Here is a 22,518-nt window from a genome sequence, read left to right as displayed (position 1 = left end):
GGATCGGGTTATTTTGCGCGCAAAGGTTACCGATTATTCCCAGTTGGACGCATGCCTTGCTAACCGGACTCTCGCTCCACCATGTCACAATCTTAGCCTTTCAGGTCACGAGGTTGGCGGCGTCCTCCCTTCGCGCTCCCCTACAATAAGACTCAAGAACCGCGGCACACACCGCCAAGGCTCAACACATTCAAGGGTCCAATAGAGAAGGGAGTTCTACCATTCATGTACATGAGAACGAAGACGATGGCGACGATCAGCAGCCTCGTGCTCCTCGCGACGACGCTCGCGGCGTGCGGCGGCAACGGCAACGACAACGAGAACGCGGGCGCAAGCCCGACGGCGTCCGCGCCGGCAAGCTCCGCCGCGGCATCCGAATCCGCTAGCGCATCCCCGTCCGCGGAAGGCCCGGCGAAGCCGGCCGAGCTGACGATCTGGCCGGACGACAACGCCGACAAGCTCGCGATTATCGAAGCGGCGGCGGCCAAATACACGGAGCAAACCGGCATCAAGATCAACATCAAGCCGGTCGCGATGAACGACCAGCCGGACGTGCTCGCGCTCGACGGTCCCGCCGGCAAAGGACCGGACCTGTTCTACCAGCCGGGCATCGGCGCGCTCGTCGTCAAAGGCCTCGTGCAAGAGGTTCCGGCGTCGGACGCGGTCAAGGAAGCCTACACGCCGGAAGCGCTGCAAGCGCTTAGCCAAGACGGCGTTCTGTACGGCATCCCGGCCGTAACGGAAACGTACGCGCTGTTCTACAACAAGAAGCTCGTGCCTACGGCTCCGGCGACGATCGCCGATCTGGAGAAGATCATGGCGGAGCAGACGGACGCGAAAGCGCAAAACTACGGCTTCCTGTTCGAAGCGGCCAACTTCTACTTCGCTTGGGGCTTCCTCGGCGGCAGCGGCGGCTACATCTTCAAAGACAACGGCGGCAAATACGACATCAACGACATCGGCCTTAATAAAGAAGGTACCGTCAAAGGCGCGAGCCTGATCCAAAGCTGGTTCAACAAAGGCTACATCCCGAAAGGCGTCAACGGCGACATCGTCGGCGGCCTGTTCACGCAAGGCAAAGTCGGCGCGGTCATCAACGGACCGTGGGCGGTTACGGACTACAAGAAAGCGCTCGGCGACGACCTCGCGGTCGCTCCGATTCCGACGCTCGAAGACGGTTCGCACCCGACGTCCTTCATCGGCATCAAAGGCTGGATGCTGTCCAAGTACTCCAAGAATCCGGAATGGGCGACCGACTTCGCGGCGTTCGTCACGAACGAAGAGAACTCGCTCGAGTACTTCAAGAAGACGGGCGAAGTGCCGCCGGTCAAGAACGTCCTGAACAACCCTGCTCTGACGGGCGACCCGATCGTCGCCGGCTTCTCCGGACAGATTCAATACGGCTTCCCGTTCCCGACCGTGCCCGAGCTCGACCACGTATGGGATCCGATGGCGAACGCGCTGAAGTTCATTACCGAAGGCCAAGACGTGCAGAAGTCGCTCGACGACGCCGTAACGGCAATTAACGACAAGATGAAAATGGCAGGCGCCAAATAAAGAAACCGCGAAGCGGGACGAATGCGAAAAAGGGGCTCTCGGCAGTCCCTTTTTCCTTACCCGCGAAGACGATGGAAGGTGAACGACACATGCAGACGAAGAGCGCGACCTTACAACCGGCAACCGCCGCCCGTAACCGAGCCAATCCGATGACGGCCCTGCTGCTATCGATCGTTCCGGGCTTGGGACAGCTGTACAACCGCCGCTGGATCAAAGGCACGATCCTATTCATTCTCGGCCTAAGCATTATCTTCTCTCTGACCGTTCCGCTGGCGAACGGCATCGTCGGTCTCGTGACGCTCGGCGACACGCCCGACGTCGACGACTCCCGCACGCTGCTCGTGGCGGGCATTCTTTCCCTGATTACGACGATCATCCTTCTCGGTCTATATACGCTTAACTTGCTGGACGCCTATAAGGACGCGAAGAGCGGCGCGGAGGGCTTCCGCAAGCCGTCGATGAAGCAGGCGTTCCACGACAGCTACGAGCGCGGCTTCCCGTATTTCGTCGTCGTGCCTAGCTTCATCATGATGGCGCTCGTCGTTATTTTCCCTCTGTTGTTCATGATCTCGATGGCGTTCACGAACTACAACCTGTACAACTCGCCGCCCGCGCACTTGCTCGATTGGGTCGGCTTCGCGAACTTCAAGTCGCTGTTCACCGAGGCGGTGTGGACGAAGAGCTTGCTGTCCGTGCTCGGCTGGACGATCGTCTGGACGCTCGTCGCCACGACGCTGCAGATCGTCGTCGCGCTGTTGCTGGCCGTCATGGTCAATGACAAGCGGGTCATCGGCAAGAAGCTCATCCGCACGGTATTCATTCTTCCGTGGGCGGTACCGTCGTTCATGACGATTCTCGTGTTCGCGGCGATGTTCAACGACAACTTCGGGGCGATCAACCGCGACATCTTCTCCCACTTCGGCGTATTGATCCCTTGGCTGTCCGATCCGTTCTGGTCGCGCGTCGCCATTATCGGCATCCAGGTGTGGCTCGGCTTCCCTTACGTGTACACGTTGTTCACCGGCGTGCTGCAGAGCACCTCGAAGGACTGGTACGAGGCGGCCGACGTGGACGGAGGCAGCCGGTGGGCGAAGTTCCGCTACATTACGCTGCCTCACGTCATGTATGCCACCGCGCCGCTGCTGATCATGCAATACGCGGGCAACTTCAACAACTTCAACCTGATCTACCTGTTCAATAAGGGCGGACCGCCGGTGTCGGGACAGAATTCGGGCGCCACGGACATTCTCATCTCTTGGGTGTACAGCCTGACGTTCAAGGAGAACAACTACAAGATGGCCGCCGCGATCTCGATCATCATGGGCATCGTCGTCGCCGCCTTCGCGCTCTACCAGTTCCGCAAGACGCGTTCGTTCCGAGAGGAGGGCATGTACTAGCATGAAGCATTCGGTCAAGTCCGCTCTCGAAGTGACGGGCATCTACGTCGTCGTCTTGTTCATGTTCGCCATTATCCTGTATCCGCTGCTCTGGGCGTTCAGCATCTCGCTCAATCCGGGCACGAGCATGTTCAGCCTGAAGATGTTCCCCGACAACTGGTCTCTCGTGCATTACAAGACGTTGTTCAACGAACCGAACATCGATTACGTGCTCTGGTACAAGAACACGCTGATCGTCGCGACGTGGATTTGCGTTTGTTCGGTCACGCTCGTGTCGATTCTCGCGTACATCTTCTCGCGGTTCCGGTTCGTCGGCCGTAAAAACACGATCTACCTGTTCCTGCTGCTGCAGATGTTCCCGGTGCTCATGGGGATGGTGGCGATCTACTTGCTGCTCAATCTGGTCAATCTGCTGGATACGTTCACGGGTCTGATTTTGTTGTATGTATTCGGCGGGCTTCCGATGAACGTGTTCCTGGTCAAAGGTTATCTGGACACGATCCCTCGCGATCTGGACGAATCGGCGAAAATGGACGGCGCGGGTTACATGACGATATTCATCCGTATTCTGCTGCCGCTCGCCCGGCCGATCATCGCGGTCGTCGCGCTGTTCACGTTCATGGCGCCGTTCTTCGACTTCCTGACGCCCCGGATTATTTTCCGCGATCCGGAGAACTTCACGCTGGCGCTCGGGCTATACAACCTCATTAACGACAAGTTCGCGAACAACTTCACGTTATTCGCCGCGGGCACGATCATGATCGCGATACCGATCGCGACGGTGTTCCTCATCCTGCAACGGTTCCTCATCTCCGGCCTCGCGGACGGAGCGACGAAAGGGTAACGACAGACACTACTGGGATAACAGACGGAGGCTACTATGGCAGCGGACAACAGCTTGGCGATCCATCCGGATCAATATGGGAAAAAGATTGCCGCGGAAGGCTTCACCGACATCGGGTCGGTGAAGGCTTTCTCGCGAGAGGGTGACGGCGCGTTCCGGTTCGCGTGCACGGGCGGCATCGTATCGGTGCTGTTCTACGGCGAGAGCGTCGTAAGGGTTACGCTGGGCGCGGCCGGCGAGGAGCCGGAGCTTGGGCGCGATAAGCACGTGCTCGTCGCTCGGCCGGAAGCGGTCGAGGTTCGGGTGCTGGAGCGGGACGATGCGGTGGAATTGACGACGGATGCGCTGCGGGTCGTCGTCCGGCAGGCGCCCATGCGCGTCGCTTACTATGATGCAGTGACCGGGGAACTGCTGGTTGGCGAGGGAGGCCGCGGCATGATGCACGGCGCTTCGGGCGAAGTCGCCTCGTATCGCGCGATGCGGGCCGAAGACCGGTTCTACGGCTTCGGCGAGAAGGCGGGCTTCCTGGATAAGCGCGGCGAGAAGCTGTCGATGTGGAACACCGACGTGTACGCGCCGCACAACCCGGAGACGAACGAGCTATACGTCTCGATTCCGTTCTTCCTGACGCTGCGGGGTTCACGGGCGTTCGGCACGTTCCTGTTCAACACGTTCAAGACGGCGTTCGACTTGAGCGGAGTAGACGAGTATCGGATGCACGCCGAGGGCGGGCAATTCGATACGTTCTTCTTCGCGGGGCCGACGGCGAAGGACGTCGTAGGGCAATACACGGCGTTGACGGGGCGCGCTCCGATTCCGCCGAAATGGGCTCTCGGCTATCACCAGTCGCGCTACAGCTACGAGACGGATGCCGAAGTACGCGACTTGGTGCGCGTTTTCAAGGAGAAGAACATTCCGCTAGACGCGGTGTACCTCGACATCCATTACATGCATGGTTACCGCGTGTTCACGTTCGACCGCGACCGGTTCCCGGATCCGGCAGGCTTGATCGCCGAGCTGCGGGCGCAAGGCATCCGCGTCATTCCGATCGTCGATCCGGGCGTGAAAGCGGATCCCGCGTACTCGGTGTTCCGCGAAGGCGCGGCCAGCGGCAAGTTCTGCGGCTTCGCGGACGGCAGCTTGTTCTACGGCCAAGTGTGGCCGGAGAAGAGCGCGTTCCCGGACTTCACGGACGAATCCGCGCGCGAATGGTGGGGCGACCTGCATGCGTTCTACGCGGACAAGGGCATCGAGGGCATCTGGAACGACATGAACGAGCCTTCGGTGTTCAACGAGTCGAAGACGATGGACCTCGACGTGCTGCATCGCAACGACGGCCATCCGGCGACGCATAAGGAGCTGCACAACCAGTACGGCTTCTTCATGTCGAAGGCGACGTACGAAGGGATGGCCCGGCGGTTGGCCGGCCGCCGGCCGTTCGTGTTGACGCGTGCGGGCTACTCGGGCGTGCAGAGGTACGCCGCGGTCTGGACGGGCGACAACCGCAGCTTCTGGGAGCATCTCGAGATGAGCGTGCCGATGTGCCTGAACCTCGGGTTGTCCGGCGTACCGCTGTGCGGAGCCGACGTCGGCGGCTTCGCGCACGATTCGAACGGAGAGCTGCTCGCGCGGTGGACGCAGGCGGGCGCGTTCCTGCCGTACTTCCGCAACCACAGCGAGATGAAGGCGATCCGTCAGGAGCCGTGGATGTTCGGCGGCGAGGCGGAGGACGTGGCGAGGAAGTATATTCAGCTGCGTTACCGCTGGCTGCCGTATTTGTACGGGTTGTTCGCCGAGGCGAACCGGACGGGCGTGCCGGTCATGCGTCCGCTGTTCCTGGAGTTCCCGGACGATGGAGCGGTCCATGGGCTGAGCGATCAGTTCATGCTCGGCTCGCGCGTGCTCGTCGCGCCGGTCGTGCGCCCGGGCGTGACGAAACGGCTCGTCTATTTGCCGGCCGGCGAGTGGTATAACTACTGGACCGACGAGAAGATCGCAGGCGGCACGCATATCGTCGTCGACGCGCCGCTCGATACGATGCCGATCTTCGTCCGCGCGGGCACGGTGCTGCCGCTAGCGACGCCGCGGATGAACACGGAGCAGCCGGTCGAGGCGTTGGAGCTGCACGTCTACTGGTCGGCGAACGGCACGGCCGAGGGGACGGTGTACGAAGACGACGGCATTTCGTTCGCTTACGGCGAAGGCGCATCGTACGAAGAGCTGGTCGTCGCTTCGCGCGGCGAGGACGGCGAGGCGATCTTGCGGGCGGACGTCGTTCGGGACGGCTATGAGCCGAAGTGGGGCGAGCGTCGGGTCGTCGCGCACGGTTAGGAGTAAGCAGCAAGGCATAGAAAGGCAACCTTTGAGGGGGATGGGTCATGAAAGTCCTGCGAAGAGTACTTGCATTATGCTTGACGATGTTGCTATTGGTTCCGCCACTGTACGCGAGCGCGGACGAGGGGCCGGCGGACGGCGCTTATTATCGGCTGAAAGAAACATGGAAGGGCGCTTATCTATATGAGGGCGCCGACGGCAAAGCGCGCTACGGCTATCCCGCGATCGACGATGCTTCGGCGCAATGGGCGGTCGAAACGACTGGAGACGGAGACAAGCGGCTGCGCAACCGCGCGACCGGCCATTACTTGAACGGTCAGAACGTGACGGTCGCCGAGATTACGAGACCGCTCGACGTGTCGGACATCCCCGGGGGCTGGACCTCCGACCTGTGGGACTTCGTCGGCGTGGCGGGCAAGCCGGGCGAGTACACCATCGTTCGGGCGGATCATCCGGGTTGGATCATCAACGTCCAGAATCAAGACGGGTACATCCAAGGCAACGATTGGGCGCAGCCGGGCTGGGGCAGCTCGAGCTGGAAGCTCGAAGCGGCGGAGACGGCAGAGCCGGTCCGCATCGTTCTTCCGTGGAAGGGAACATACCTGTACGAGGACGGCGGCAAAGTGAAGTACGGCACGCCGGCGCTCGGCGACGCGTCGTCCCATTGGTTCGTCGAGGACAAGAACGGGCACAAGACGTTCCGCAATCGCGCGACCGGGCATTACATCAATGCGCAGAGCATCACCGCGACGGAGATTACGAAGCCGCTCGACAGCTCCGGGATCGAAGCGGGCTGGACGTCGGATTTGTGGGATCTCGCGCCGGCTCCGGAAGGCGCCGACGGGATCAATATCATTAACGTCGACCATCCGAATCGGATCGTGAACGTGCAAAATCAAGACGGCTATGCGCAGAGCAACGACTGGGCGCAGAAGTCGTGGGGCAGCGCGGTATGGAAGCTGGAGCCCGCGGCCGATACGACGCCTGTACGATTGATGGACGGCTGGAAAGGCAATTATTTGTTCGAATCGAACGGTCAAGTGAAATACGGCCAGCCGGACTGGCAGGATCGGGCCTCGCATTGGATCGTCGAGGATTCGGCGGGCGGGAAAAGGCTTCGCAACTTGGCGACCGGTCGCTACGTTTCGAGCCTCGATTACGTCGGAGCGACGCCGCTCGTTACGGTAATGTCGCCGGGAGCGGATGCCCTCTGGATCATCGCGGCCGCCAAGAACGGCGACGGCAACCCGGTGGACGGATTCGTTACGCTCCGGAGCGGGAGCGAGGGACATGACAACAGCTTCTTGAACGTGCAAAATCAAGACGGCTTCGCGCAGGGTAATAACTGGGCGCAGGCGACGTGGGGCAGCGCGCAGTGGAAGCTGGCGGCTCCGGAGGCTCCCGCGACGGGGCCTGAAGTTCCGGTCAATCCGTACATTCGGATCAAGAACAATTGGTTGCAGCTATACTTGTACGAATCAGACGGCACCGTTAAATACGGCAACGTCGAGGCCGGAGATCCGAACGGGGAGTGGCAGATCGAGACGACGGGCGGCGGCGCCAAGCGGATCAAGAACCGTGCATCCGGCCATTACGTCAACTTGGACGGCGTAACCGACGCGCGCGGCGCATTGAAGGCATCGGCGCTCTCGGACGGCTCGACGGCCGGCGACTGGGTCATCGAAGATCACCAAGGCTATCGAATCATCCGAAGCGCCGGAGACGAGTCCGGCAGCTACATTAACGTCGAGAACAAACTGAAGCACGCGCAATACGGCGCGGTGCCTAAGGATTGGGGCAGTCCGAAGTGGGAATTCGTGACGGTGGAAGACGCCGTGCCGGCTTATGTCCGATTAAAGAATAGCTATAGGGGTACGTATTTGTACGAATCGACTGCGGGCGCATCGGAAAGCCAGGTCGTGTACGGAGCGCCGGTTGCCGACGATTTATCGTCGCATTGGTTGCTCGCGCCGACCGACGGAGGCACGAATATCGTCAACCGCGCGACGGGGCATTACATGAGCGTCGAGCATGCCGTCTATCATACCGACCCGCTCGAAAGCTTGGACATCGATCCGAGCTGGGCCAGCGCCCAATGGACGGTCGAGAACGCAGCGGGATCGGAGAACATAGTGTTCCGCAACGTATGGAAGAACCAGTGGGTGATACATCTTGAGGACCAGTTGGGCTTCGCCCAAGCCAGCAACATTCCCGCCGATTGGGGCACCGCGCAATGGATCGTGGAGGCTGCTCCCGAAGTCGCTCCGGTCGTTCCCGCGGGCTATATCCGAATCGCGAATCGGGCGACCGGCAAGTATTTGTACGAGAACGGCGATCACGTCGTTCTGTATGGCACGCCTCCCGGTAACGACGCCGCTTCGCATTGGATGATTACGGACGAAGGCGGCGTCCGACGTATCGCGAACCGGGCAACGGGTAATATCTTGTCGATCGAACATCTGAGAAGCTACCTCGAGACGACGACTAACGCCGCCGCGGACGATTCGCGGTCGCATTGGACGATCGAGAACGGACCGGCTTCGGGCGTGTACTTGATCCGAAGCGAGGCCGACGGTTTCGAAGACGCCTATGTGCATGCCGAGGATAACCAAGGCTATGCGCAATACGAGTTGCGCTCCGTCGAAAGCCGAGGCGTGCAATGGCTGTTCGAGGCCGCGTCGGAGGAAGCGGTGACGATTCCGCCGGAGGAAGGGCCGGCGAACGCGGTAACCCCGGTACAGGAAGAATTGAATTACGTTCGTATTCATGACGGGGATTCGGCAAACGTGCTTATCGAGGTAGATACGGGAAGCGTTGCGTTCGCCGCTGCCGCTGCAGACGATTACAAGGCGCAATGGCTGCCGCAAGATTACAACGGCCATAAGCGCTTCGTGAACCGCGCGAGCGGACATTACCTGTCGCTCGAAGCAGGGGAACCGGCAGGAAGCGAATCCGGCGACGAGCTCGGTTCGCAATGGGATGCCGATACGCTTGCGGGCTACGAGACGCTTCGCAACGCCGATAGCGGCGGCTTGTTGGCCGGTACGGCCGGTACGCTTCTCCTGTTCGAGAAGGTTATCGACGACGCGCGCTACGAAGGCGAGTTAGCCTTCGTCTACGGCGGCGCGATCGCATCGCCGGCCAGAGGCTTGGCGACGGGCTTCGGAGTCAAGAACGCCGGCGCGTTGTTCTCGGTGAACGCGGAGCAAGCCGGCGGCTACGAGGTCGTCGTACGCTACAGGACGACGGAAGCCGGCGCGCGCAGCTTGGGCGCGTACGTCAACGGGCTGAAGCAGCCTGCCGCCGTCACTTTCGCGGAGAGCGCGGCGTGGACGGACGTCGTCGTAGCCTTGCCGCTGCGCGCCGGCATGAACACGATCGCGTTGCAAGCCGACGCGGGCAACGCGGGCAGCGGACTCGAGATAGACGCGCTTACCGTTCGCGGATCGGCGAACAAAGCTTATCGCGGGGCAACGCTCCCGTTCACGACGTACGAAGCGGAGCATGGAGAGACGAACGGCACGGTCATCGGACCGGATCGCGAGTTCAAGACGTTCGCTTCCGAAGCGTCCGGTCGCCAAGCCGTGACGTTGGACTCGACGGGACAATACGTATCGTTCCGGTCGGTGAAAGCCGCGAACGCGCTGAACGTTCGTTACATCATTCCGGATTCTATAGACGGCAGCGGACAAGACGCGACGTTAACGCTATACGTGAATGGAGAGAGCCGAGGCAAGCTCGACTTGTCCAGCAAGCATAGCTGGGTATACGGCAAGTATCCATGGACCAACAATCCGGCGGATGGAGACGCGCACCGGTTCTACGACGAGACGCGCCTGCGAATCGGCGACGTTCCGGCGGGAGCGACCATCACGCTGCGCAAGGACGGCGACGATACGGCCGACTATTATGTGGTCGACCTCATCGAGCTAGAGCAAGTAGACGGCGCCTATTCCCAACCGAACGGCTACTTGTCCGTCACGGACTACGGCGCGACGGCGAACGACGCGGGCGACGATACGGCGGCGTTCAATGCGGCGATCGCCGCCGCGAAGGCTTCGGGAGCAGGCGTATGGGTACCCGCCGGCCGGTTCGAGCTTAGCGCGCCGGTTCACTTGGCGAACGTGACGATTCGCGGCGCGGGCATGTGGCATTCGACGCTGCACGGGGCAGGGTTCATGGCCGACGGCAGCCGAATCAAAGTCTATGATTTGCTTCTGGATGTCGGCGTTACGGCGCGTCGCGACGAGCTTCGCGAAGCGGGCTTCGACGGCACGTTCGGCTCGGGATCCGTTATTCAGAACGTCTGGATCGAGCATGCGAAAGCCGGTATCTGGTCGATGCGCAGCGAAGCCGGCGTCAGCACGAACGGCTTGTACGTCGGAGGCGTTCGAATCCGCAACACGTACGCGGACGGCATCAACTTCACGACCGGCACGGCCAATTCGATGATCGAGCAGACGCACATCCGCAACTCCGGAGACGACAGCATCGCTCTATGGTCGCAGCCGATGGAAGGCGTATCGGACGCGAACAGCACGACCAAAGGCAATACGGTACGGTTCAATACGGTGCAACTGCCTTGGCTGGCCGATAACGTCGCCATCTTCGGCGGTCGGGACAACAAGGTGCAGGACAACGTTCTCGCCGACACGGTCGGCTTCGGGGCCGGCATCGCCGTATCGACCCGGTTCAATCCGGTCGCTTTCTCCGGCACGACGATCGTCGAACGGAACACGCTGATCCGCACGGGCGGCCGCGAGCCGAACTGGGGACAGAACTTCGGCGCGATCTGGGTGTTCACGGGAGATAAGCCTATCGAGGCGGATATCGTCATCCGGGACAATACGGCTCTAGATAGCACGTATCAAGGTCTGTACGTTAGCGGACCTAACGCGATCGCGAATACGGATCATCGAATATTGATTCAGAATTACGTGATCGACGGCACCGGCACCTGGGGCATCCACGTGAACGGCGACGGCGTCAGAGGTTCGGTCGATATGGATAACGTCATCGTTCGGAATACGAAGATCGGTTCGGTATTCAATGCCGGGGGCGCAGCGCTTGAATTGCGCACGGTCGATCCGCAGCCGATCGCGGCGGAGGCCGACTTCGTCAGCGATCTCATCGAAGACGCGCCGACCGGCAGCGCGAATCCGATTATCGTCGCGCCTTCCACGAACGAAGACGCGCAGCTCGGCGGCGGATTTTCCTCCGGCAGCAATCGGATCGAAGTGAATCTGCGGAACGTAAACGGCGTCAGCCAAGCGACGTTCTCGCTAGGCGCGCTTCGCGAAGCGGCCGGCAAGCTCGCGAACGCGACGATCGTGCTGCGGTCCGGCGATCTGAGCTACGAGTTGCCGACGAACATTCTCGACGTCATCGCCGCCGCGAACGCCGGTCAAGGCGCAGCGGGATCAGGTACGCTGACCGTCACGCTGTCGCCGGTAACGGCCGATGTCGCCGCGGGCATTCGCGACAAGGCGAACGAGGCCGGGTTCACCATCAAGGGCACGCCGTTCTCGTTCGAGCTGACGCTCGTAGCCGGCGGGCGAACGACGACGGTACGCTCGTTCGGCCGGCAGTTCATTACGCGCACGTTCTCCGTTGAAGGAACGCTTGACGCGAATCAGGCTTCCGTCGTCGTGTACGATCCCGCGACCGGCAAGTTCCGGACGGTCCCGGCCTTGTTCGAGACGAAGGACGGCAAGACGATCGTGACGGCGAGAAGCACGACGAACAGCTTGTACTCGGTCGCCGTCACGGATCGCGCGTTCACGGACATCGCCGGCCATTGGGCGAAGAACGACATCTCGCTGGCGGCGAACAAGCAGCTCGTGAACGGCGATCCATCCGGCGCGTTCGCTCCGGACCGCGGCGTTAACCGCGCAGAATTCGCGGCGATGCTCGTTCGGGCGCTCGGACTCGATGCCATGCCGGCGGAAGCGGAGACATTCTCGGACGTCCCGGCTGGAACGTGGTATGCGGCTTCCGTCGCGATAGCGTCTCAATACGGCATCGTTACGGGCATGACGGATGGCACGTTCCGTCCTACGAAGCAGATTACGAGAGCCGAGATGGCGGTTATGCTCTCCCGGGCTTTGAAGTTAGCCGGCGATACGGCGGCAGTAACGACGAACGTCGAGAAGCTCTTCGGGGATTACGCTACGATCGGCGAATGGGCGCGCGAAGCCGTCGCTCGCGTCGCGAACAGCGGCGTCATGACGGGACGCGCGGCAGGTTCGTTCGCGCCGCAAGCGGCGACCACCCGCGCGGAAGCGGCCGTCGTGCTGAAGCGGTTGCTTCAAACATCGGGACTTATGAATGAATAAGCGATAACGACGAGCGCCCGGCAAGGGGATTCCCTTACCGGGCGCTTCGTTAAGGAGGATAAACCGATGAGAAGAAGGCTTCTATACGCAGTAGGCGGGGCGGCGTTCCTCGCGTTCGCAGCCGGGCTGATCCTGACGTTCCCGAAGTCGGAATCCGCGTCCGCGCTGCCTGAAGGCGCGTTCGTCTACGAAGCCGAGGATCAATTCTATGCGGGCGGTGCGACGAAAACCGCGACGGGGGTGAACGGTTTCGCCGCGGAAGGTGCCATCGCGATCTTCGCCGTCAACGCGCCTGATACGGCGGATTACGATGTCTATCTGAGATACGCCAACGATTCGGGAATGGACCGTACGTTGAACGTCTACGTGAACGGAGTGTTCGCCGTAACGACGACGCTGTCGGATACGGGCGGACCCGGGCAATGGATCGACAAGGTCGAGAAGCTGCCGTTGCGCGCCGGGCTGAATACGATCGGTTACCGATACGATGAAGGCAACACGGGCGGAGTTAGCTTGAACAGTATCGCGATCGATGGGGGCATCGCATTGGCCGAGCGCGGCGCGACGGTTTCGTACGTAGAACGCGAAGCCGAAGCCGGCAAGACGAACGCAGAGGTGCTCGTCCCGAGCCGGGAATACTTGACCGTTCAGTCGGAATCCTCCGGACGCAGCGCGGTGAAGCTGACGGAGACGGGACATTACGTGGAGTGGACGGCACCGGGAGAAGCCAATACGATCGTCGTCCGATATAGCATGCCTGACGCGACGGCAGGCGGAGGCGAGAATCATACGCTCAGTCTGTACGTCAACGGGACGAAGGCGCGGGCGCTCGAGCTGACTTCGCGCTATGCGTGGACGTACGGGGCTTATCCGTACAACGACGACCCGTCCACCGGGGAAGGTCATCGCTTCTACGACGAGAGCCGGTTCTTAGTGGACGACATTCCGGAGGGCGCAACGGTAAGGCTGCAGAAGGATGCCGCTGACGATGCGGCCTATTACACGATCGATCTCATCGACTTCGAACGGGCGGATTCCGCGTATGCCATGCCGGATAACTTCGTCAGCGTCGCCGATTACGGCGCGGTCGCCGACGACGAAGGAGACGATGCGGGCGCGATCCAAGACGCGGTCATCGGCGCGATTCAGGCAGGCAAAGCCGGCGTATGGATTCCCGCGGGAACGTTTCTGCTGAGCAAGCCGATCATCGTCGGCGACATGCACGTCCGCGGGGCCGGCATGTGGCATACGAATCTGCAGGGAAGGGACGGCAAAGGCGGCTTTTACGGAAGGGACGGCCGCACGGTTATTACGGATCTCGCGATCAGCGGCGATTCGCTGTATCGATACGACAGCGGCGACGATCCGGCGTTCGTCGGCAACTTCGGGCCGGGCTCGCTGATCCAGAACGTCTGGATCGAGCATACGAAGGTCGGCATGTGGTTGAATGCGGGCACGAACGGGCTCTACATGGTCGGCGGACGCATTCGGAACACGTGGGCGGACGGCGTCAACTTCCATGCAGGCGTCGCGAATACGACGATAAGCCACTTCCATGCCCGCAACACCGGAGACGACGCGTTCGCGATGTGGTCGGCGGGGATGGCGAACGAGAACAACGCGTTCCGCTACAATACCGCGCAAGTGCCGGTTCTCGCCAACGGCTTCGCGATTTACGGAGGCAAGGGGAATAAGGTGCTCGACAACGTCGCGGCGGACACGGTCACCGCTTCGGCCGGCATCGCGATCAGCACGCGCGACTTCGGAGGCACGCTGCCGCTAACCGGCATGACGGAGGTGCGACGCAATACGTTAATCCGTACGGGCGGGCTCGAGCGCAACTGGAACGAGACGTTCGGCGCGCTATGGATTTACGCCGACAATCATCCGATGACGGAGCCTATCGTCGTCTCGGACATGCGAATCGTCGATAGCACCTATGATGCCATCAAGCTAAGCCAAGACAAGACGATAACCGGCGTCGCATTCGATAACGTCGTCATCGAAGGCGCCGGCGCGTTCGGCTTGAGCTTCGATGGCGTGGATGGCACGGGCACGTTCGCCGGCGTAACCGTATCGGGCGCCAAGTCGGGCGGCCTGAGCAATCCTGGAGACAAGTACAAGGTCGTGCGCGGGGAAGGGAATCGCGGGTGGTGAAACGAGTCGGGGAGAAGATGCATCGGAAGTAGGTTTCGATACGTCTTCTCCTTTTCTGGATACAAATGGATGTGCTTTGATAGATAGCGAATACGCCGATACGGAAGCACCGATGGCGGGCGGCTTTGGCCGACAACTTATCGGGAGCGGATGTAGATGGCTATTTTTCGATTGAAGCCCAAGAACGATTTTGTCTTCGGCAAATTGTTCGGCGCGCAGGAGTCCAAGAGAAGCTTGCTGACGTTGTTGAACGCGATCTTGCGGGAGGACGGGCAAGGAAGCAAGTCAACATCGAAATGCAGATGATCAACCGCCGCAATATGATTCAACGCACGTTGTTCTATATGGCCAAGTTGTTCACTTCATCGATACGAGCAGGCGACAATTACGAGAAGCTGAAAAAGACGATCGTCATCAACTTGCTTGACTACGAATTACCGCATACCGAGCGTTTTCATAGCGTATTTCATTTTTACGAGGATCATGAACGGGAGCTGCTTCTGACCGATTTGTTGGAAGTTCACGTCATTGAGTTTCCGAAGTTCGAGCGCGCGGCCAAGGATACTAGCGTGCCCTTGCATCGCTGGCTGATGTTCATGGACGAGAAGCTGCCGGAACAACGATTGAAGGAGCTGATGGAGATGGATCCGATCATCGAGGTGACGGAGGAGCAATTGGAAGGGATGAGCCGCGACGATTTCATGCGACGAGCTGCGGAGATTCGGGAGAAGGCGCAGATGGATTGGGTGTCTTCTATGGAGGGCGCGAGGAAAGAAGGCAGAGAAGAAGGCAGAGAAGAGGGCAGAGAAGAGGGCAGAGAGCTAGGGAAACAGGAAGTTCAAGCCGAACTCGTCGAAAAGCTGCGAGCCAAAGGAATGGAGCCCCGTCAAATTTCGGATTTGCTGGACATCCCGTTGGACGAAATCGTAAAACAAATCGCAAGAAACGAAGCCCGTCAGCGCGACTGACGGGTTTTTTCATGCCTTTTTATGCTTCAATGTCACCATCTTGCTCGTAGTGGTCACCGGTTTGGTAGCGCATCGCCCGATCGCCCGCCGATAATGGCGTTGGATGCGCATCCGAATCGCTAACGAGTTCAAGGAGGGATCATGATGAGCAACGTTATTCAAGCATTCGATCGTAACATGGTCTTCAAAGTATTGCTGATCCTCGCCCTCATCCTATCGCCGATGACGCTGTCCCCGCAGCCGGCGAACGCGGCCGGGGGGCCGGATCTGATCGTCACCGACATTACGTGGTCGCCGGCGAGCCCGACGGCCGGCAACGAAACGACGTTCAGCGCGACGATCAAGAACCAAGGCGCGGACCCGAGTCCCGCCGGCACGATTCACGGCGTCTTGTTCACCGTGGACGGTGTGTCGGTAAGTTGGAGCGACAATCGCACGGCGTCGATCGCCGCGGGCGCATCCGTCACGGTTACCGCGACGGGAGGTCCGAGCGGCAAGGCGACATGGACCGCTACGTCCGGCGCCCATACCGTTCGCGCGTTCGTGGACGACGTGAACCGGATCGGCGAAGCGAACGAGGGCAACAACACGTTCGATAAGAGCCTGACGGTGCCGTCCTCGACCGGTACGCCCGATCTCGTGGTGACGGACATTACGTGGTCTCCGGCTTCGCCGCAGACCGGCAACGAGGTAACGTTCAGCGCGGTCGTTCAGAACCAAGGCACCGCCGCGACGGCCGCCGGCACGATCCACGGCGTGCTATTCACCGTGGACGGGGCGTCCGTGAGCTGGAGCGACAATCGCACGGCGTCGATCGCGGCCGGCGCATCGGTGACGGTGACCGCCACCGGAGGCCCGAACGCCAAAGCTTCGTGGACCGCGACCTCCGGCTCGCATACCGTCCGCGCGTTCGTGGACGACGTGAACCGAATCGCCGAGTCGAACGAGAATAACAACACGCTGGACGAGAACTTCGCGATCGGCTCCGGCGGCGGCACGCCAGATCTCGTCGTCAGCGATATCGCGTGGACGCCCGCCTCTCCTCAGACCGGCAACGAAGTGACGTTCAGCGCCGTACTTACGAACCAAGGCACGGCGGCTACGCCGGCCAATACGATCCATGGCGTGCTATTTACCGTTAACGGAACGTCCGTGAGCTGGAGCGACAACCGGACCGCATCGATCGCGGCCGGCGCATCGGTGACCGTTACCGCGAACGGAGGTCCTGGGGCCAAGTCTTCTTGGACGGCAACGGCGGGCACGCATACCGTCCGCGCGTTCGTGGACGACATCAACCGGATACCGGAGTCGAACGACGGCAACAACACTCGCGACGAGAGCTTGACCGTGAACGTGCCGAGCAAGCCGGATCTCGTCGTTACCGATATTACCTGGTCGCCGGCCGCCCCCGCGGCGGGAACTTCCGTCGTCTTCAGCGCCGTCGTGAAGAACCAAGGCACGGCTGCTACGCCGGCGGGAACCGCGACGAACGTATCGTTCCTCGTGAACGGCACGCAAGTCGGCACGGTCAACAACTATATCTCGTCGATCGCGGCGGGCGCTTCCGTTACGTTGACTCAAAACGCCGGTTCGTGGACCGCGGCGAACGGTCTCCATACGGTCGGCGCGACGGTCGACGGGACGTCTCTGATCAGCGAGCTCGACGAGACGAACAACGCGTACGGCGAGAGTCTGACCGTCGGAACCGTGCAGACCTATGGCGCAACGGTGCCGTACGATAGCTATGAAGCGGAAAGCTTGACGATCTCGGGCGGCACCGTCACGGGTCCGAGCACGACGTGGACGACGGCGGAGTCCGAGGCTTCGGGAAGACGCGCGGCGAGGCTCGCGCAAGGTCAGTCCGTCGAGCTGACGCTCGCGAATCCGGCGCAAGGCATCGTCGTAAGATACTCGATGCCGGACAGCGCGACCGGCTCGGACATCTATCAGAACATCAGCCTGTATGCAGGCGGGATCCATGCGGCCGACGTACAGCTCACGAACCGGTACTCTCACCAATACGGGCAGTACGGTCCCGACGGCGGGGAGATGCAATGGTCGAATACGCCGGGCATCAACCATCACCGCTACTTCGACGAAGCCCGCGTGCTCCTCGGACAACAGGTCGCCGCAGGCACGAAGATCAAGCTCCAATGGGATGCGAACGATTACAACCCGAACGGCTCGACGTACGTCCTGATCGACCTGATCGAGACGGAAGCTGTGCCGGCGGCGCTCGCCAAACCGTCGGATTACGTCTCCATTGCCAGCTACGGAGCGGTCGCGAACGACGGAGCGGACGATACGGCGGCCATGACGTCGGCGATCGCGGCGGTGAACGGCACGACGGTCAAGGGCGTATGGATTCCGGAAGGGACGTTCGACTTCAAGAACGGCACGAGAGGCACGACGAGAATCCGGTTGCCGAGCGGCGTATCCGTCAAAGGCGCGGGCATGTGGCGTTCGACGCTGCAGGGGCCGTTCGCGGGCATCATTCTGCAAGGCGGCAACGTCACGCTGTCCGATATGACGATTCGGGCCGAGGAGACGTACCGCTCCAACGCGACGGGCATCGCCGGGGTCGAAGGGAACGCGCTCAATTCCACGTTGACGAAGCTGTGGATTCAGCATGCGAAGGTAGGCTTCTGGCTGAACGAAGGCACGGTTAACGCGCTCGTGTCGCAGAACCGGGTCAGAGACGTGTGGGCCGACGGCATCAACGTCAACGGCGGCACTCGGGACACGATCGTCGAGCAGAACAGCTTCCGCAACACCGGCGACGACGGCATGGCCTACTGGTCGAAGTCGCTGAACGGCGGCACGGGCACGGTCGAGAACACGACGTTCCGGTACAACACGGTGCAAATCCCGAATTTGGCGAACGGCATCGGCGTCTACGGCGGCAAGAACAATACGGTGAGCAATAATCTGATCGCCGACGTCATCGACAACGGATCGGGCATCCAGTTCGGCACGAACCATGCGCCGACGGCCTTCACGGGTACGCTGACCGTCTCGAACAACAAGATCGTCCGCGGCGGCTCGTACCATCACGATTACGGATACCAAATCGGAGCGATCTGGGGCTACTGGGTCAACAACAACGGCCTCGCTTCGGGGCTGACGGTGAACGTGACGGGCAACGTGATCGACGGCAGCGTATATTCGGGTATTTTCATCGAAGAACCTAGCAACGGCGTCACCGTGAACTATACGTCCAACACGATCAACAACTCGGGGACTTACGGGGTGCACATTCGAGGCTCGGCCAACGGCTCCGCGGCGTTCAACAATAATACGGTCAACGTCGCTCCTTCTGGCAAATTCAAGAACGACTCGCCGAGCTTTACCGTAAGCGGGTCGGGGAACAACTGGTAAAATCGCGCTACTAACCCGGCAGCCCTCGCTTGCCGGGTTTTCTTCATGCCGGAATGTCACAATGTTGGCATTCGGTATCACAATCGAAGTAGTCCAGCCGTCCGATTCGTTGTATGATTAGGAATCGAACTCCCCTGGAGAGGACGAATCCGCATGCGCATCAGGATGAATCGGAAAGCGGTTACAATAGCAAGCATGGCCATCGTCATCGCCGCAGCCCTAGGGCTCGCGGCTTCCGCCGGTTGGTTCGGCGCAACAGGCAACCCCATGACCAAACCGGAGCCGTCCGCCGAGCCGCCCGAGCAGCCGACGAACGCGGACCAGCTCGTCATGGTGTTCCCGGCGGGCAACGTGCCGCGGGATCTGAACCTCGTGGAGCAGGAGATCAACCGGTATCTCCTGACGAAGATCAACGCGACGGTCGATATCAAGACGATCGATCTAAGCGCCTGGTGGGACAAAACAGGTCTCATGTTCGCCTCCGGCGAGCAGATCGACATCATGTTCACCGCGGGCTGGATGAAGTTCGGCGACGAAGTGGCCAAGGGCCGGTTCGTTCCGCTCGACGGGCTGCTCGAGCAATACGGCAAAGGAATCCGAGACATTCTCGATCCTTCCATCTTGCAAGCGAGCAAGGTGAAAGACAACATCTACGGCATCGTGACGAATAAGGAATTCGCCTCCAGCAAAGGGCTCGTCGTCCGCCAAGACCTCGTCGACAAGCTGAACATCGACCTGACGCAGGTGAAGGAGCTAAGCGACTTCGGCCCGATTTTCGAGAGGATCAAGCAGGAACAACCGGATATGACACCGCTGCAGGCGCGCGCCGACAGAAGTCCGCTCACGTTCATGATGCAGTACGGCCTGTTCGATATGCTTGGCGAAGGGCCCGGCGTGCTGTACCGCGACGGCGGCTCGACCCGAATCGTGGACATGGCGCAGACGACCGAGTTCATGGCTCACGCCCAAACGCTGTACGAGTGGAACAAGGCAGGTTACTTGAACGCCGACGCAACGACGACGAAGGACAACGAATTCGACGCGGTGAAGGCGGGCAAGGCGTTCGCCTACGCGGAATCGCTGAAGCCGGGTTTCGAGATCCAAGCGTCCCGCGACACCGGCTACCCGATGGTCAGCGTCGAATTGACGAAGCCGTACACGACGACCGCCGATACGACGAGCGCGATGTTCGCGATCACGAAGACGGCGAAGCACCCGGAGAAGGCGATGATGCTGCTCAATCTGCTCTATACCGATCCGTACTTGCTGAACCTGCTCGACTGGGGCATCGAAGGCGTCCACTACGTGAAAACCGGCGACAACGTTATCGATTACCCGGCCGGCATCGACGCGAAGACGGTCGGCTACAACCTGAATCAGCCGTGGATGTTCGGCAACCAGCTGAATTCGTATTTGTGGGCGAACGAGAATCCGGGGCTGTGGGAGCAATACCGAGCGTTCAACGACCAGGCGAACAAGTCGAAGGCGCTCGGCTTCGTGTTCAACCCGGAGCGGGTGAAGGCGGAGATCGCCGCGTGCCTGCTCGTCGAGAAGCAGTTCATGCCGGCCCTCAACACGGGCGCGCAGGATCCGGAGAAGATCGTGCCGATGTACGTCGGGAAGCTGAAGGCCGCCGGAGCGGACAAAGTCATCGCGGAAAAACAACGACAGCTCGACGAATGGCTCGCGGAGCAAGCGAAACGTTCCTCGTAAGCCGAACGCAGGGAGGCGAACCGGATGAGGCAAGCAAGCATGCGTTCCAGGCTCATACTCGGGTTCGGTCTGCTGACCGTCCCCCTCGTCATCGTGCTGCTCTGGAACAATCTATACGCGACGGGGGTCGTGCATTCGCAGGTGGCGCAGTCCAACCGGAACATGCTCACGATCTATATGAACGACATGGACCAGGTGCTCGGCGAGATCGAGAACTACCTGTACAAGACGGCGGAGCAGGATCAGAGCCTGATCTCGCTCAGCCAGTACGACAAGGTCAGCTGGGAATATTACTTGTCCACGACGGAGACGATGAACGAGCTGTATCTGAACACGAACTACTACGACGCGGCCGACGTCCTGTTCGCCTATAGCACGAAGTACGAGGAGCTGTTCGTCGCCCAGCAGCAGTCCGTCTCCTACGAACGCAAGCTGCTCATCCAAGACCAATTGAAGCGGCTGCTCAAGGAGCCGGACCGCAGCCGCGGCTCGAGATGGAGTCTCGTCGAGTTGAACGGAGAGTACGCGTTGCTGCGCGTGGTGGACACGAACTACGATTCGTACATCGGCGCATGGGTCGACTTGAACCGGCTCATGGAACCGATGCGCAAGGTCGGGCAGTTCGGCCGGGAAGGCAAAGGCGAGGCGCTGCTCATGTCGGGCGAAGGACGTCCGATCTCCGCGGCATCCGACGCGATCGCGGACGCGCTGGCGGCGGCGGACTCCGTCAAATATCTCGATAACGGCAACTCCTCGTCGGAATACAACATCGTGAAGCTCGACGAGCCGTACCTCCTCGTGGCGAAGCAGTCCCGTATGGCGGATATGCATCTGTTGCTTCTGTTGCCGGAGCGGACGCTGCTCGAAGGTCTTCCTTTTTTCCGTAACCTGACCTACTTGATTCCGATGATCGCCGCGGTCATGCTCGTCCTGTACTTGCTGTTCCTCCAGAATTCGATCGTGAAGCCGATCCAGCAGTTCATCAAGGCGATGCGCAAAATCCGCGCCGGCGACTTAAGCGTCCGGATGGCGGACAACAAGCTTGTCGAGTTCGTCTCGCTCAAGGAGACGTTCAACGGCATGGCGCAGCAGATCGAGCATTTGAAAATCGATATTTACGAGGAGCAGATTCGGACGCAGCGGGCGGAGCTCAAGCATCTGCAAGCGCAAATCCACCCGCACTTCTTCATGAACTCGCTCAACATCGTCTACCAGCTCGCGCAGATTAAAGATTACGAGGTTATCCAGAGCATGTCGCTGCATCTCGTCCGCTATTTCCGGTTCACGACGCGTACCCAAGTGTCGACGGTGACGATCAAGGAAGAGATCGAGCACATCTACCACTACCTTTCCATTCAGAAATACCGGTTCCCGGAGACGCTGGATTTCTCCTTCGAGGTCGACCCGGCCGTAGAAATGGCCGAAGTGCCGCCGCTCGCCATCCAGCCGATCGTGGAGAACGCGATGGTGCACGGGTTCTCGATTCGGACGGGGACGCCTTTCAGCATCAAGGTGAAGGTGTCGCCGGCGCCGAACTCCCCCGACAACGAGCTGCTGATCGAAGTGTCGGACAACGGCAAGGGCATCGATGCGGAGCAGAAGGAGCTGCTGCTCCATAAGGTACACGACCAGGAGCCGGGCAACGGAAGCTTGGGCCTGTGGAACGTCGTTCGCCGCTGCCGCCTCTACTTCAAGACGAACGTCCGAATGACGTTCGAAGACAACGAACCGCAAGGCACGCACATCACGTTGCAATTGCCGCGGGGAAAAGCGAGCTAAGGGTGAGTTTGTTCGAGCCCGACGAAGATTGAATATACTCGAGGGTGAGTTTGTTC

The 22,518-nt window shown here is 60.6% G+C and carries 11 protein-coding genes; all 11 read left to right on the top strand.

Annotation, left to right across the window (positions count from 1 at the left end):
* The first annotated feature begins 225 nt into the window (after nt 1-225).
* The 11 genes from ACFQZG_RS12770 (at nt 226) to ACFQZG_RS12720 (ending at nt 22,462) form a co-directional block, all read left to right on the top strand.
* Nucleotides 226-1,557, top strand: a complete 1,332-nt coding sequence (locus ACFQZG_RS12770; RefSeq protein ID WP_378153011.1) for an extracellular solute-binding protein — start codon at nt 226-228, stop codon at nt 1,555-1,557.
* An 89-nt stretch (nt 1,558-1,646) separates the two neighbouring features.
* On the top strand, nt 1,647-2,954 hold the full coding sequence (locus ACFQZG_RS12765) for a carbohydrate ABC transporter permease (protein ID WP_378153009.1): 1,308 nt from the start codon (nt 1,647-1,649) through the stop codon (nt 2,952-2,954).
* Between the two features lies 1 nt (nt 2,955).
* Nucleotides 2,956-3,798 carry a sugar ABC transporter permease gene (locus ACFQZG_RS12760; RefSeq protein WP_378153008.1) on the top strand — a complete coding sequence of 281 codons (843 nt, stop codon included), beginning with the start codon at nt 2,956-2,958 and terminating at the stop codon, nt 3,796-3,798.
* A 36-nt stretch (nt 3,799-3,834) separates the two neighbouring features.
* Complete coding sequence (locus tag ACFQZG_RS12755) at nt 3,835-6,129, top strand: glycoside hydrolase family 31 protein (RefSeq protein ID WP_378153006.1); 2,295 nt, start codon at nt 3,835-3,837, stop codon at nt 6,127-6,129.
* A 47-nt stretch (nt 6,130-6,176) separates the two neighbouring features.
* The gene (locus ACFQZG_RS12750; protein WP_378153005.1) at nt 6,177-12,467 is read left to right on the top strand and encodes an S-layer homology domain-containing protein; all 6,291 of its coding nucleotides are present in this window, start codon (nt 6,177-6,179) and stop codon (nt 12,465-12,467) included.
* A 66-nt stretch (nt 12,468-12,533) separates the two neighbouring features.
* Nucleotides 12,534-14,624 (top strand): glycosyl hydrolase family 28-related protein, encoded by a 2,091-nt coding sequence (locus tag ACFQZG_RS12745; RefSeq protein ID WP_378153003.1) that lies wholly within the window; start codon nt 12,534-12,536, stop codon nt 14,622-14,624.
* Nucleotides 14,625-14,780: 156 nt separating this feature from the next.
* On the top strand, nt 14,781-14,930 hold the full coding sequence (locus tag ACFQZG_RS12740; RefSeq protein WP_378153001.1) for a PD-(D/E)XK nuclease family transposase: 150 nt from the start codon (nt 14,781-14,783) through the stop codon (nt 14,928-14,930).
* Nucleotides 14,921-15,592 carry an Rpn family recombination-promoting nuclease/putative transposase gene (locus ACFQZG_RS12735; RefSeq protein WP_378152999.1) on the top strand — a complete coding sequence of 224 codons (672 nt, stop codon included), beginning with the start codon at nt 14,921-14,923 and terminating at the stop codon, nt 15,590-15,592. The genes ACFQZG_RS12740 and ACFQZG_RS12735 overlap by 10 nt, the downstream gene beginning before the upstream one ends.
* 144 nt (nt 15,593-15,736) lie before the next feature.
* Nucleotides 15,737-18,970, top strand: a complete 3,234-nt coding sequence (locus tag ACFQZG_RS12730) for a CARDB domain-containing protein (protein ID WP_378152997.1) — start codon at nt 15,737-15,739, stop codon at nt 18,968-18,970.
* Nucleotides 18,971-19,123: 153 nt separating this feature from the next.
* Complete coding sequence (locus ACFQZG_RS12725) at nt 19,124-20,683, top strand: ABC transporter substrate-binding protein (RefSeq protein ID WP_378152995.1); 1,560 nt, start codon at nt 19,124-19,126, stop codon at nt 20,681-20,683.
* A gap of 24 nt (nt 20,684-20,707) precedes the next feature.
* Nucleotides 20,708-22,462, top strand: coding sequence for a sensor histidine kinase (locus ACFQZG_RS12720; RefSeq protein WP_378152993.1), 1,755 nt, complete (start codon nt 20,708-20,710; stop codon nt 22,460-22,462).
* The last annotated feature ends 56 nt before the right edge of the window (nt 22,463-22,518 follow it).

The organism is Cohnella sp. GCM10027633 (assembly GCF_042675445.1).
Taxonomy (GTDB): domain Bacteria; phylum Bacillota; class Bacilli; order Paenibacillales; family Paenibacillaceae; genus Cohnella.
The sequence above is the reverse complement of the archived record's forward strand: the minus strand, read 5'-3'. Positions and strand labels throughout refer to the sequence as shown.

Bases quoted from the DNA above. Each gene is read 5' to 3' on its own strand.
- ACFQZG_RS12730 (WP_378152997.1), top strand. From the start codon at position 15,737: ATGAGCAACGTTATTCAAGCATTCGATCGTAACATGGTCTTCAAAGTA.
- ACFQZG_RS12765 (WP_378153009.1), top strand. From the start codon at position 1,647: ATGCAGACGAAGAGCGCGACCTTACAACCGGCAACCGCCGCCCGTAAC.
- ACFQZG_RS12740 (WP_378153001.1), top strand. From the start codon at position 14,781: ATGGCTATTTTTCGATTGAAGCCCAAGAACGATTTTGTCTTCGGCAAA.
- ACFQZG_RS12755 (WP_378153006.1), top strand. From the start codon at position 3,835: ATGGCAGCGGACAACAGCTTGGCGATCCATCCGGATCAATATGGGAAA.
- ACFQZG_RS12745 (WP_378153003.1), top strand. From the start codon at position 12,534: ATGAGAAGAAGGCTTCTATACGCAGTAGGCGGGGCGGCGTTCCTCGCG.
- ACFQZG_RS12760 (WP_378153008.1), top strand. From the start codon at position 2,956: ATGAAGCATTCGGTCAAGTCCGCTCTCGAAGTGACGGGCATCTACGTC.
- ACFQZG_RS12720 (WP_378152993.1), top strand. From the start codon at position 20,708: ATGAGGCAAGCAAGCATGCGTTCCAGGCTCATACTCGGGTTCGGTCTG.
- ACFQZG_RS12735 (WP_378152999.1), top strand. From the start codon at position 14,921: ATGCAGATGATCAACCGCCGCAATATGATTCAACGCACGTTGTTCTAT.
- ACFQZG_RS12725 (WP_378152995.1), top strand. From the start codon at position 19,124: ATGCGCATCAGGATGAATCGGAAAGCGGTTACAATAGCAAGCATGGCC.
- ACFQZG_RS12750 (WP_378153005.1), top strand. From the start codon at position 6,177: ATGAAAGTCCTGCGAAGAGTACTTGCATTATGCTTGACGATGTTGCTA.
- ACFQZG_RS12770 (WP_378153011.1), top strand. From the start codon at position 226: ATGTACATGAGAACGAAGACGATGGCGACGATCAGCAGCCTCGTGCTC.